Annotated in this window: 10 protein-coding genes; all 10 read left to right on the top strand. The window is 44.1% G+C overall.

The features are described 5' to 3' along the window. Window positions 1-21 precede the first annotated feature (21 nt). The 10 genes from PGH26_RS02370 (at window position 22) to PGH26_RS02415 (ending at window position 14,197) form a co-directional block, all read left to right on the top strand. Window positions 22-519, top strand: coding sequence for a PH domain-containing protein (locus PGH26_RS02370; protein ID WP_323692434.1), 498 nt, complete (start codon window positions 22-24; stop codon window positions 517-519). Continuing rightward, window positions 516-1,991 (top strand): PH domain-containing protein, encoded by a 1,476-nt coding sequence (locus PGH26_RS02375; protein ID WP_323692435.1) that lies wholly within the window; start codon window positions 516-518, stop codon window positions 1,989-1,991. The genes PGH26_RS02370 and PGH26_RS02375 overlap by 4 nt, the downstream gene beginning before the upstream one ends. Window positions 1,992-2,062: 71 nt before the next feature. Further along, window positions 2,063-2,890, top strand: a complete 828-nt coding sequence (locus PGH26_RS02380; protein ID WP_323692436.1) for a tryptophan-rich sensory protein — start codon at window positions 2,063-2,065, stop codon at window positions 2,888-2,890. 458 nt (window positions 2,891-3,348) lie between these two features. Next, the gene (locus PGH26_RS02385; RefSeq protein WP_323692437.1) at window positions 3,349-5,535 is read left to right on the top strand and encodes an NAD-dependent epimerase/dehydratase family protein; all 2,187 of its coding nucleotides are present in this window, start codon (window positions 3,349-3,351) and stop codon (window positions 5,533-5,535) included. After that, window positions 5,526-6,437: a hypothetical protein gene (locus PGH26_RS02390; protein WP_323692438.1), complete on the top strand. Its 912-nt coding sequence runs from the start codon at window positions 5,526-5,528 to the stop codon at window positions 6,435-6,437. Before PGH26_RS02385 ends, PGH26_RS02390 begins: the two co-directional genes overlap by 10 nt. Further along, entirely contained in the window at window positions 6,427-8,259 is a 1,833-nt protein-coding gene (locus PGH26_RS02395) for a DUF2194 domain-containing protein (RefSeq protein WP_323692439.1), read from the top strand. The genes PGH26_RS02390 and PGH26_RS02395 overlap by 11 nt, the downstream gene beginning before the upstream one ends. Window position 8,260: 1 nt before the next feature. After that, window positions 8,261-9,676 (top strand): GT4 family glycosyltransferase PelF, encoded by a 1,416-nt coding sequence (gene pelF / locus PGH26_RS02400; protein WP_323692440.1) that lies wholly within the window; start codon window positions 8,261-8,263, stop codon window positions 9,674-9,676. A 2-nt stretch (window positions 9,677-9,678) separates the two neighbouring features. Next, window positions 9,679-12,795 (top strand): exopolysaccharide Pel transporter PelG, encoded by a 3,117-nt coding sequence (gene pelG, locus PGH26_RS02405; protein ID WP_323692441.1) that lies wholly within the window; start codon window positions 9,679-9,681, stop codon window positions 12,793-12,795. Continuing rightward, window positions 12,795-13,505, top strand: a complete 711-nt coding sequence (locus PGH26_RS02410) for a polyphosphate polymerase domain-containing protein (RefSeq protein ID WP_323693450.1) — start codon at window positions 12,795-12,797, stop codon at window positions 13,503-13,505. The genes pelG and PGH26_RS02410 overlap by 1 nt, the downstream gene beginning before the upstream one ends. Window positions 13,506-13,516: 11 nt before the next feature. Then, entirely contained in the window at window positions 13,517-14,197 is a 681-nt protein-coding gene (locus PGH26_RS02415) for a DUF4956 domain-containing protein (protein ID WP_323692442.1), read from the top strand. The last annotated feature ends 174 nt before the right edge of the window (window positions 14,198-14,371 follow it).

Here is a 14,371-nt window from a genome sequence, read left to right on the forward strand (position 1 = left end):
CATAAACTAGGGGGATTCATATTGAAGAATGACATTCAAGCACCGACCCAGCGATTAGCAGATCGTACAGTGTCAGCATTTAGGTGGGCATCGATCATAAGTCATGGGATTCTGCTTGTGATTTTAGGGATAGTATACGCCGCCAGCTTGTACTTCTCATGGTGGACGTGGACGCAGTGGGTCGTTTACATACTCGCGGGACTTGCGGTATTATCGGGAATCTGGTCCATCGGATTCAGGCCGGTCTATTTACATAAACACTTCCGATATGGAGTAACGGATGAATTTCTGCAAATCAAATCGGGTGCGTTCCATGAACACTATGCGCTCATTCCAATGACGAAAATTCAGGCGGTTTCCACGAGCCAGGGGCCGGTATTAAGGCGGTTCGGCTTGTATACACTGGAAATCGAAACGATGGGGTCGAGTCATGGCATTCCCGGATTGCCGAAAGAAATAGCGATTGACGTTCGAAATCAAATTGCCCGCTGCGCGAAAATCAAGGAAGTGGATGAATGATGAACATGAAGCGCTATCATCCGTTATCTATCCTGTTTGAGTTCGCCGCATTTTTAAAAAGTTATGCCATCCTCGCATTTGTCGTGGTTGTCAACATAAATTCGGACTCGTGGTTTGCCTGGCTTGGGCGTATTCTTTTGATCGCAGCAGTAGCCCTGACACTCATTGCGAGTATTATGAAGTGGTTTACCCGAAAATACGCAGCGGGTGAGCTCTCATTTCATTTGAAATCGGGTATTTTTGAGAAAACTGAACAAACAATCTACTACGACAAAATACAGAACGTACAGCGGCATACATCGTTTCTTCATAAACTGTTCAAAATGACTTCCCTTACCTTTGAAACGGGCTCGACGGGCATGAACTCTAATGTGAAATTCGATGTATTAACACGTTCTGAAGCAAATCGGCTGGAGTCGTTTGTAAAAGAATTCATGTATGATGAAAGTGTAACAAACCTCCAGGAATCCGAATCGGTTCTAAATAAACCAAAGCGACTGGTCCACTTCACTCCAACTCGGAGCGATACGGTGAAAGCATCGTTCACGTCATTTAGTTTTTTACTCATATTAGTAATTGGTGCGTCCCTTTTTTCTAAAATCAACCAGCTGTTCGACGTAGAGGATTATGTGGAAGGCTGGCTCGAATCCGTTTTGACATCAGGGTGGCTCATTGCAGGAGTGACAGCAGTTCTCGTTGCCCTCGCTGTGACGGTTGGGATCATTTGGACGTTTGTGAAATATGGAAACTATGAAATTGCATCAGACGAAAAGCGTATCTATATTTCTAAAGGGGTTTTGGATGAAACCGCGTTTTCCATCGCGAAGAATCGTGTGCAGGCAGTGGAAATTACTCAATCCGTCATGAAAAGAATTCTTGGACTTGCCGAAGTGAAGCTGATTAGTGCAGGGAATCTTGGAGAGGATGAGGATGAAGTCAGCACGCTGTATCCGTTTTTGCCGGTGAATCGTGCGTATGCCATGATTGCAGAATTGCTGCCTGACTACGAAGTGATTACAGACAGCAGCCGATTGCCGCGCAGATCATTAATCGCCCGCCTCATTAAACCTTATTGGCTCTGGCTGATCATCACGGTTTTGCTTACTTATTTCAGACCGGCAGTATTCAAATTAGATATAGGTTGGGCGATTGTGTCAATCGCACTTCTGCTTTTGATCATCCTCAGCCGGATACTCGGGTTTTGGAATACTTCCTATGCACTAAGAGGACGGTTCATTCAATTGAGTGAAGGGGTCTTTGGGAAAACGACGTTTATCACGCGGCGCGACAAAGTCATTGAAATATTCGTAAAGCGGACAAAGCTTCAGCAGTGGTTCGGCCTTGCGACGATAGGATTTATTAACCGCGCTAAACCGGTTCGCTATGAAACGCTTGCGGACCTGCCGATGAAAGAAGCGGGAGAGTTCGCGGATTGGTATGCGGAGCGGGCAGAAGAAGTACAATTACAATAGGGAAGTTTTAAATGAAACAGCTTCAGGAATAGAATAAGAAGTGACGTCTTTCTATAAAAGGGGTGGTTACATTGGGACGACGAAGAAAGTTTGGGAAAATGAGTGTTGTTGTACTCGTCACGTACGTAGTAATGATTGTCATGAATTACCTGGCAAATGCGTTGCCGTTGAATGGGAAGACTACTGGAGAAGTATCGGATTCGTACAGTAATTTGTTTGCACCGGCGGGCTATACGTTTGCCATTTGGGGACTCATTTATGTGCTGCTGGCATTCCATGTCATTTATCAGCTCGGATTCTTCCGGTCTGGTGAACGGTCGGCTGTAACGCAGCTTATGCAGAAGATTGCGGTGTATTTCTCAGTTACATCTGTCGCGAATGCACTTTGGATTTTGGCGTGGCATTACGGACACCTGGCCATTTCGATTGTATTAATGCTCGTTATGCTGATCAGTCTGATTATTATCAACGGCATGACGGTGAAATCGGATCTGTCATTCAAAGAGAAGTTTTTCATTCGGCTGCCGTTTAGTGTGTATTTCGGATGGATTACAGTTGCGACCATCGCGAATATCACAGCGTATTTTGTATCGATTGACTGGGATGGTTTCGGTCTGTCAGATTCGACTTGGACGGTGATCATTCTCCTAGTTGGAACAGTTATCGGAATCGCAACGTTGTTGAAAAATTGGATTGCCTCATACGGGTTTGTTCTAGTTTGGGCGTATATCGGGATTTATAGCAAACACGTATCCCCTGAAGGTTGGAACGAAGCCTATCCAGGAATTATTATGACCGTTTCGATTTGTATTATCTTACTGGCGCTGCTCAGTCTATGGGTGCTTGTCAAACGGCCGAAGAAACGGAATCGAAGAAACAACAAGTCTATGTTCAGATGATTTTGCAGTGGATACGATGAAGATTGTTAGGGACGCTTCGCATATGCGGAGCGTTTTTTTTTGCCTGAAATCAGAGAAAAACCGACAAGAAATTAAATGTCTTAATCAATACATGTCAATAGCATTTATCGGAGTTATTATTTCAAAAGCTCGTGCAGCTAATCGCATTGGTGAAAAAGAATTACTATGTCTGGATAATAAGACATGGACACATTTGATGAAACACAATGTAAAAGGGCATAAAGTCATTTAACAACTCGCATTAAATTAAAAATACTATTTGCAATATTAGGTTATATTGTGTAATATGTAGTCACTATATACTATGTATTGTGAATTGGGATATAAAACTTGGAAACATCGTAAGTAATTAGGTTTACGAAACAGTTATGATGAACTATTTAAAAGTGGCGGTGGGAGAAAAGGTCTATACAATCGAATAGGAAGGAGATGTCTGCATGAAAGTGCTTATCACAGGAGGTTATGGGTTCATAGGCTCTCATCTGGCAGATCGGCTGCATAAGGAAGGGGATGAAGTTTTCATCATCGACAATATGTCAACTGGGATGTCGGAGAATGTTGGTTTTCGTCATAAGGGATATCGAATGGCCGCTGGGGATCGGGAATGTGAGAACATATTCCGCTCCGAAAAATTTGATGCGGTTGTCCATCTGGCTGCTCAGGTGAGTGTTAGGAAATCAGTGGAAAACCCCCGCCACGATGCAGAAACGAACATCATTGGACTGGTGAACATGCTGACACTGGCTCAGAAATATCACGTGAAGAAATTCATATTTGCGTCTTCAGCAGCGGTATATGGGGAAAGTACCCAGATGCCGTTGAGAGAGGAACTTGGCGGTAATCCGATTTCCCCCTACGGCATCAGTAAATGGCTTGGAGAATACTATTGCAAGCAATGGAGCGACCTTTATGGCCTGGAGACAGTTTCCTTCCGATTCTCAAATGTATACGGACCTCGTCAACGCGGCGAAGGGGATGGAAGTGTCATCCCTAAATTTATAGAGAAGGTGTTATCAGGAGAACCGCTTACTGTTTTTGGAGATGGACTGCAGACGCGTGATTTCATATTTGTAAAGGATTTAGCAGATGCCATTTATCGTTCGTTGTGCGCAGACTCCTTTTCAGGGGTCTATAATCTTTCATCCGAAACAGAAACGAGCATTTTGGACGTGATTGGTATGTTGGAATCCTTCCAGGAAAGCATTGAAGTGACGTTCGATGAACCGCGGGAAGGGGATATCCGAAGTTCTTGTTTAGCAAACGGAAAATTGAAAAACGAACTGGACTGGTCGCCGATCTATAGTATGCAGGAGGGTCTGGCCTTGACCTATGAGGCTGCTCAAAAAAGAGCAGCTCAGCCGGTGATTGCGGCAAGGGGTGGCAAAGATTCGAAAAAAAGTGCGTGGAAGCGAACCGTTCCTTATATTGAAAACATCGCTCTCTTCTTGCTGCTGATCGGCCTCTATTTTTCTACCTTTGACAGTACAGGAGAGCTGCTTACAATTGGTGCCATATTGTACATCACAATTATGGGTGTGATTTACGGGAAACGGCAATCGATCATTGCTGCGTCGCTTTCTGTAGGGGTTCTCATTGTCGGGAAGCTTGCGGGGGGCGGAGATACGGTGTCGTTGCTATATGACTCTAGTTTCTTTTTGGAATCTGTCATCTTCCTCTTCGTCGGACTTGCTGTAGGGTACGCGGTGGAGCGGAAAATCCGTGTCATTGACGATCAGAAGAAATCATTAACTGATTTAGAAGCGAGTTATCGTTCTTTAAAGCTCGTATTCAATGATATGCGCGACGTAAAAGAGGAACTGCAAACTCGTATAAAAAACAGCGGAGACAGTTTCGGAATAGTCCATAGCATCAGTAAACAGCTGGACGGGTCAGAGCCGGAGAATGTGTTTTTAAGTACCGTATCGGTCATTCAATCCGTTATGGGTGCAAAACGGGTTTCGCTATACCGTTTCAATGAAAATCAGACGTATTTAAGACTCACTGCACAGATCGGACAATTGGAATCAGGTGACGTTAAGTCAATCCGCTCGGATGAGCACTCATATATCCAGTCAATTCTTGGCGGCGCACCTCTTTTTGTCAACCGTAAACTAGCAGAAGGTGAACCGATGATGGCTGCACCGTTACGGCATAATGGCCACTTGTTCGCCCTATTAGTCATTGACGATATGGACGCGGACAGTTTTTCACTCTATCACGAAAATCTGTTCAAAGTGGCTGTTGAAATGACAGAATCTGCATTGTCCAGAGCGTATACGTTAACTGAGCTGAAAGAGAAAACCCGTTATGTGTCAGGTACAAAGATTCTCCAAGAAGGTGCATTCCAAGAAATTATGGCAAGTAAACAGCTGGCGCGCGAGAAGGGACACTTGCCTTATCTGCTCTTAGAGTGTAATGACGTAACAGAAAATCCTGCTGCCCTGGCAACTCAAATCAGTCCGTTGCTTAGAGACCAGGATTACTTATATTTACAAGAGAACGGCCGCATGCTCTTATTGCTCTCAAGTTCCTCTGAAAAAGATGGAGAACACGTGATTAGCAGACTTTCCAGAAACCGGATCGGCGCCTCGATTGTCAGAGGCGAGGAACTTCTATGGAACTAGTCCTCGCCTATTTCATCTATTTGTTCGTAACTGCCGCAGTCATCATTATTTTGAAAAAGAGACTCAAGGAACGTGTTTACGTGTACGTTATCGCAGCGGTCATTTTACCTCCAATCGGTCTGCTCTTTGTGCTTGCTGAAATAATCACAAGACGCGATAACGATGAACGCCTCAAAGAACATATGGAACAATTGGATGCGGATATTACAGCCAGCGGCGTGGATGATGTGGATTCCATCATTAAGTTTGATGAACTCAAAGTGATTCCTATTCAGGAAGCGTTAATGGTGAATGACCATTTCACTAGGAGAAGGGTCATGATTGATATTTTAAAAGAGGACTCGCTGCAATATATACAATCCCTCCATTTGGCGGTTCAGAATGAGGATACGGAAACGAGTCACTACGCAGTGAGTGCGATAACGGAGATTAAACGCAAGCTGTCAATTGCGCTGCAAGAGCTGTCTGCAGCCTACAATGAAAACCCGCGAGATTTAGAGACTGCCAGATCGTATGCAATGGTTTTGAAAAACTATGCGGCCAGCGGCTATTTAGATCCGGGGACACTGCGTGCGGCATTGCTTGAGAGTATTGCAATCCACAGCAGTATTCTCGACCATTCTTCTACAGAGAAAAACCAGTCATTTGAAGAAAAGATGGAAGCTGAAATGGTGACGGAACAATACAGTGAAGCTGAGCAAACAGGGCTTGCATATCAGGCGTATGCTCCCGGCCGGGAAGAACCTTATCTGTTCCTTATTAAACTGTACGTCAAAATGCGTGCTTACAGCCGGTTGCAGCAAGTCATCCTGGAGTTGAAGAAGAGCGAGGCGGTACTTACAAATCAGGGATTGTCTGTAATCCGATATTGGGCGAAAGGGGAAGAGGCTGATGTCTCCTAAAGTCACAAAAAGCTTGTATATTGCGGTTACAGCAGTACTGCTTGCCGGTATCATTCTTCAAGTCGCCCGTTCGCAGTTTGTTTTGAAGTCGAGACATAATCATGAGTTATTGGGCATGAGAGAGTTAGTTCTGCATGATGGAATTCAGAAAGAAATCGAAGAGAAGGAGAAATCTCCGCTTTACTGCGTAGCGTATGACCCCGATGATGAGGAAAGTTTGGCGATTAAGGAAAATAGCTTGAAAACGCTTCAGTATATGAAGAAGCAAATTGAAGTCATTGCGTTGGATGGCACGGGCACTCAACTGCAAGAGTGTCATACTGTCCTGTATACCGCAGACAGTTTGGGATTTGGAGGCGGCGCCAATCCGATTAAGTCATTCATCCAGGATGGCGGATATTGGCTGTTTTTAAATACGCTGAACCCTGATACGGAGTTCCAGCTTTTTTACCGGAAAATGGGGATTTCCTCTTATGACGGCCATTTCGATACAAAAGGCATTCACCTGATTCAGAATGTATTGATTGGAGAAGAGGGGCTGGATACGGGAGGTGATTTCATCCAGAACGCTTCGCTTTCGGTTGCTTTGGATGATAGTGCGGAATTGCTCATAGAAAGTCATGACCGTACACCGCTCTTATGGAAAGTTGCTTTAGGCCAAGGGGAAATCATGGTCTTAAATGGCACGATGTTATCTGAGAAAGTGAATCGGGGTTTGATTGCAGGGGCTGTAAGTCTTGTTGAACCTGTATTTGTCTATCCAATTTTCAATTCCAAAGTCTTTTTTATAGATGATTTTCCGTCCCCTGTAGCAAAAGGGACGAATCCGGTGATCTATGAAGAATACAAACGAGAGTTAAGCAGTTTTTATAAAGAGATTTGGTGGCCGGATATGTTATCTGCTGCTGAACGTTTTGGCATCACTTATACCGGGGTTTTGATAGAAACGTATACAGATGATGTGGAAGCGCCGTTTGAATCTCCGCCTGATGCGGACCGGCCGAATGTGATTGCTTATGGCAGGGAAATTATTAAGAGCGGAGGGGAATTGGGGCTTCATGGTTACAATCATCAGTCATTGACGACTGATCAGGCGCAAGCGGATGAATTCGGATATCGGGCTTGGAACTCTCAAAAGGAGATGGGGCAGTCCATTCAAGAAGCAGTTTCCTATGCAAGAAGTGCGTTTCCGAACTATCGGCTTACTTCATATGTTCCCCCATCCAATGTTCTTTCGGAAGAAGGAAGGTCTGAACTGAAAAGAGTATGGCCGGATCTCACTGTAATTTCTTCATTATATTCAGAGGATTCAACTGGAAACGCATATGTACAAGAATTTGAAGTGGCGCAAGACAATGTGATTGAAATGCCGCGAATTTCTTCCGGGTATGGTGAAAGGGAGTTTGACAGGTGGGCGGAAGCGAATGCGATTACATCGCTTGGAGTGTATTCCAAGTTCATACATCCCGACGATGTCATTAGTCAAGACCGCTCCAATAATCAGACGTGGCATGAAACGTATGAACTTTTCAAAACGGACATAGAGCGTGTCTGGAAAACCTACCCGTGGCTGCGTAAGTTTACTTCAACGGAAGCAGGACTGGAAGCCGCTTCTTCGCTCAGCAGTGAAATCGCTGTTGACGTGAAGGGGAATGGGGTTTCAGGAACTGTTGAAAGCACGTTGAATGAACAATATTTCATATTGCGGACAGAGAAGAAAGTGAAGCGGACGAAAGCGTGTGAAATTGAAAAGATCGACAGTCAGACCTATTTAGTCAAAGTGGGGCCGGCCCCCTTTGAAATTATATTGGGAGGTCTTTAATATGCGGATATGCTTAATCGCCGAAGGTTCTTTTCCTTACGTTGCAGGAGGAGTTTCCAGCTGGATGACGAGTTTGGTTTCAGAGATGCCGGAGCACGACTTCATCATTTTCGCAATCGGTGCAGAAGAGGCGCAAAAAGGAAAGTTCAAATGTGCATTGCCTCCCAACATCATCGAAGTGCATGAATTTTTCCTGGATGCGCACCGGGGCGGCAAAAGTAAGTGGGGGCAGCGGTACTCGTTATCAGAACAGGAATTTGAAACATTATCCGAATTTTTAAGAGGGGAACGCACCTTGCAGTGGGAAAACCTTTTCAAATTACTCCGGTCAGATAAATTCAAGTCCCCTATGGATTTTCTCTCCAGTAAAGATTACTTCGACATCATCGAAGAAATCGCGAGAGACTCATATCCAACTGTCCCATTCACAGAATTATTCTGGACGATCAACTCGATGATTTTACCATTGCTGCTGGCAGCCCGAACTGAGCTGCCGGAAGCGGATGTCTATCATGCGGTGTCCACTGGATACGCAGGAGTGATCGGAGCGCTGGCAAAATATTTATACGGTAAACCTCTTTTGCTGACGGAACATGGAATTTACTCAAGGGAACGGGAAGAGGAAATTATTAAGGCAGGATGGGTGGAAGGCCATTTTAAAGATCTCTGGATTAATTACTTCTATACACTTTCAGCAGCGGCTTATACGTTTGCGGACCAAGTCATTACACTGTTTGAGCGGAACAGAGAAATTGAAATTGAACTAGGGTGTGCTCCTGAAAAGATCGACGTCATTCCAAATGGGATCGAGTCGTTGAGTTCAGTGATTGCGGCTGTTAAACCCGATTCGGATGTGATTCGTATCGGAGCAATTGTCCGTGTTGTGCCGATCAAAGATATTAAAACGATGATTCAAAGCTTTGCGATCGTAGAAAAAGAATTACACAATGCCCACCTTTATATTATGGGACCGTTAGATGAAAACCCTGAATATTACGATGAGTGTTTGTCCCTTTGCCAAGCGCTTCAAGTTCAGGGGGTGCATTTTACTGGAATGGTTTCAATACAAGAATGGCTGCCGAAATTGGATATCTTACTGCTGACAAGTATTAGTGAAGGTCAGCCGCTTGCGATTTTGGAAGGGATGGCTGCGAAAAAACCATTTGTTGTCACGAACGTAGGCAGCTGCAAAGAGCTTATGGAAGGCAAGGAATCGGATGACTTTGGACCAGCAGGTATTGTGACAGCTGTCATGCATACAGAACAGATTGCGAAAGCTATTTTGAAACTGTGTGAAAACCCGAAGATGCGGACCGTGATGGGGGAGAATGGCTATCAGCGCGTGTCACGGGATTATCGCAAAGAAACATTCATAGAAGGGTACCGCGGCCTCTATGAAACCATCGGAGGTGACTGAAGATGGCGGGAATTGGATTTGAATTGAGGCGATTGTTAAAAGAAGAAGGACTCATTCAAAATACGAAAGGATATGCCTTTTCAACGATCCTGACGGTTGGCCCTATGCTTCTGAGTATTCTTCTTGTCTTCACGATGAAAGCGATTATGCGATACGGCGATGCCGCGTATGCAGAAGTAGAACTGTTCATTGTCACGATGACGTACATCTTTATCTTTTCAATCATTCTGACCAGCGGCATCAGCATTATTCTGACAAGGTACTTGGCGGATCAGCTGTTTGAGAAAAAGTACGAAAATCTATTGGATTCCTTTTATGGAGCAGTCCTCATTGTGATGCCTCTAGGGGCTTTGATCGGTATTGTGTTTTTGATGAATGCTGAAGCTTCGTTTGTCTATAAATTCACGGCGTATCTGCTGTTTCTCCAAATGCTTCTTATATGGATTCAAAATATCTTCCTATCCGCTTTGAAAGATTACTTCCGCATCTTCCGGCACTTTGCATATGGAATATTAACAGCGCTGCTTACAGGCTGGCTGCTTGTTTTCAGCAATCTGCTTCCGCCATTGGAAGCAGTCATGGCTGGGAATGCAGTTGGGTTTTCCGTCATTCTCTTTTTGACAATGACCCACTTCATTCATTTCTTCTCAAGAAATGACGAAAAGCACTATTTCGCATTTCTTGCGAATGGGAAATGGTACAGCCTCTTATTTTTCTCAGGAATTTTTGTCTATGCAGGCATCTACCTTCAGAACTTTGTCTATTGGACCCGTGAAGATGCATTAGTCGTTGCAAACGTATTTCGGCTTTATCCGTACTATGATGTACCTGTATTTTATGCGTACTTCTCCGTCGTACCTACTCTTGTATTGTTCGTCATTACAGTGGAAACGTCTTTCTATGAAAAGTTCCGGCTCTACTATCGAGGGGTTACCATGGGAGCTTCCTATAAAAGACTGCATAAAGCCAAAAAAGAGATGCAGCAGTCGCTGCTGTCAGGTCTCAGCTTTCTAGCGGAAGTGCAAATCATGTTCTCTGCACTCGCTGTAGCAATCGGATTATTCGTTTTTCCGAAGATGGGCTTTACGATGGAGCAGCTGGATGTCTATATCATTCTCGTTTTAGGATTCTACTTTTTCATTCTCATGTTTGTCATGCTGCATGCGCTTATGTACTTTGACGATGTCAAAGGTGTGTTCTGGTTAAGTTTGCTGTATGTCGTCACAATCACTGTCTTTACCCAGATGACGATGCTGAACTCGCTGGACGGTCTCGGTATGTTCGTCGCGTCATTCGTGACACTTGCCGCCGTGTTCGCCCGCGTCCTTTATGTACTGAAAAATATTAGTTATTATACGTTCTCTTCACGGTCATCGGGAGAACAAAAACTTCATAAAAAGAAAAAGAATCCGTCCTTAAAATGGAAGGCTATCGGAGCCAAGCTTTCGATCCTTGCGCTAGTCATTCTAAGCGGATGCACTCCCGCAAAACAAGCTAAGACGTTTGAATCAGCTACGCCCAATGCTGCAAAAGAAGATGCTTCGATTGTCTCTTCATCCCTTAAAGAGGATAAGCGGCTATACGAACGTGACGTCGATGACTCTGTAAAAGCATTGTATATCACCATATGGCCAGATGAACATCCAGACAAAAGCTCAGTGGACTGGTATGGACTTAACCGGCTGACCGATCGATATTCCACTGCGTCATTATCGATCACGATGGCTGAGGGGGAAGAAGATGGTGAAGGCCCGCGCTCCGGTATGTTCGGAGCGGGGGACGATGAACCGAATGCGAAAATCAGACTTAGAGGGAATTCGGCGAGAGGGGATTCCCAGAAGTCTTATAAAATTAAGCTCTTTGATAAAGCGGGTGTATGGAATGATCAAAGAGTGCTGAACTTGAACAAGCATATTGGAGACTTCTCCAGAATCCGGAATAAGTTGAGCTTTGACGTAATGGAAGACGTCGATGATCTAACAAGTTTGCGCACCCAGTTCGTCCATTTGTATGTCAATGATAAGACCGCCAAAACCCAAACGGAAACGTATGAAGACTACGGTCTGTACACCCATATCGAACAACCGAATAAGCAATTTTTGAAATCACATTTACTGGACCCGAATGGGTACTTATATAAAGTGACATTTTTTGAATTTCTTCAGTATCCGGATCAGCTTAAATTGATAGACGATCCGACCTATGATGAGCAGGCATTTGAAAGTATTTTGGAAGTGAAAGGAAGAAAAGACCACGAAAAACTATTGAAGATGCTGGAAGATGTGAATAACACACACATTCCAATAGAAGAAGTCATGGAGAAGCATTTCGATTTAGACAATTTTTTGACATGGACCGCTGTGAATATTCTTATGGACAACATGGATACGGACGCGAACAATTTCTATCTATATTCCCCTTTGAACTCCGAAAAGTGGTACCTCCTCCCTTGGGATTACGATGGCGCATGGGAACTGCAGCGCAGAGAGAAAGTTATTCGGCCCTATCAGGCTGGTATTAGTAACTACTGGGGATCTGTTTTACATAGACGGTATTTCCAGACGCAAACACATGTTGATCAGTTAACTGCAAAGTTGGAAGAACTGCAGCAGACCATTAATTCTGAGCAAATCACGAAGCGCGTTCATGCGTATGAGAAAAAAGTGGAACCGTTTGTGATGAGTAATCCGGACATGCAGTTTTTACCGGATGAATCTAAGTTGTATGGTACGGAATTGAAGCAGCTCGCATCTGTTCCTGAAAACTCGATGAAGCGTTATTTGGAAGACTTAGAGAAACCGAAACCGTTTTATATGGATCCGCCTGTAATCGAAAAAGACGTCATATCGTTCCAGTGGCAGCTCTCCTTCGACTTACAGAAGGATGATTTGTTTTATGATGTGGAAGTCGCAAAAGATCCACTTTTTACGGAAGTAATCCATACGGAAAAGGGGTTGGTCTCCAATCGATTCGAGATGAAGCGCCCGGCAGACGGTTTCTATTATTGGCGTGTATTTGCCAGAGATGCTAAAGGAAATACGCAAACTTCTTTCGACTTGTATATGGACGAAGAGGAAAACTTCTACTATGGTGCACTTCAGCTGGAGGTGAATGAGTGATGACCTTTCAAAATAAGAAGTTAAGGAACGAACTCAAATTTTACCTTCATATCCATGAGTATTTATCATTGCGCGCCAAAACTTCTGCCATGTTAGAGCTGGACAGACATTCACTATCCGAGAGCGGGTATTCCATTAGAAGTCTGTATTTCGACGGCATGCATGCCCACTCGCTTCACGATAAAAATGACGGGATTTTCAGCCGTGAAAAATATAGAATCCGAGTATACAACGGAAGTAAAGACGTGATTAATCTGGAACGGAAAAACAAGTATGGAATCTATGTGAATAAGGAGTCTGCTCCGCTGACACTTCGTCAATATGAAGAGATTCTGAAAGGAGAGTATGACTCGCTTCGCGGGACAGGCTATCCGCTCATTGATGAATTCCATCGAGCACTGGCTTATCGGAACTTCCGGCCGTCCGCGATTACTGATTATGAGAGGGAAGCGTACATTTACGGCCCGGGAAACGTAAGGATTACGTTTGATAAGCGGCTGGCAGCGGGTGTGAATACGACAGATGTTTTCAGTGACAGTTTGATTCTGGAAGAAGTGCTCCCAGTTGAAGAAACGGTACTTGAAGTGAAGTATGACGAATACTTGCCGACTCAAATTCAACAGTTAGTGGAGGTGAACCAATTCGTCAGATCCGCTATTTCAAAGTTTGTCATTTGCAAAGAAGCAGGAATGCTTCATTTCAAAGAGTGAGGTGACCGGGGATGAATGATTTAATTACTTTTGATAATGTTATAAAGAAAAGTGTTATTAACTTAGAGGCATTTAGAAGTGTCTCCTACATCGATATGCTTTTCGGTTTTACTTGTGCGTTTGCCATTGGGATATTCATCTTCTGGATCTACCGCCGTTACTTTAGAGGGGTTGTCTACAGCTATAATTATAATGTGTCATTTGTGCTGATGACGCTGATCACCGCGATGATCATTATGACCATCAGCACGAACATCGTTCTGTCTTTAGGGATGGTAGGAGCATTGAGTATTGTCCGGTTCCGGACCGCGGTGAAAGATCCGCTTGATATTGTCTATATGTTTTGGGCGATTTCTGCAGGCATCGCTTCAGGTGCAAAGATGTATCCGCTGGCGATTATAGGGTCTCTTTTCATCGGCGCCGTCCTCGCTGTCCTTTCTAAACGGAAAGTTCATAAGCATGCGTACTTATTAATCATTCGTCATACAGAAGAAGCGGCAGATCCGTTGCGGAATGAGTTAAGGAAAATGACGACATCATTGAAATCCAAGAATGTTCGGAAAGGTTATACAGAGCTGACATTGGAGCTGAGTTTACGGGACGATAACACTTCGTTCATGAAGAAGTTGAATGATATTGAAGGAGTCATGGAAGTCTCCCTTATTAATTATACGGGTGATTATGCTCAATAAGTTCCAGTCAACGGTACTTGTTTTAGAGGTCGCTGTGAAAGCTGCTGTCTTTGCGAATGTATCTTTTTGAAAATAGCCGTCCTTTCCAAACATATACTGAACAAAACAAATCCAGTCGACTCGATCGGCTGGGTTTGCTTCGTTCTCTAGTGGTATATTGATAGATATAAGGGG

The sequence above is a fragment of the Sporosarcina jeotgali genome, assembly GCF_033304595.1.
In the GTDB taxonomy this organism is placed as follows: domain Bacteria; phylum Bacillota; class Bacilli; order Bacillales_A; family Planococcaceae; genus Sporosarcina; species Sporosarcina jeotgali.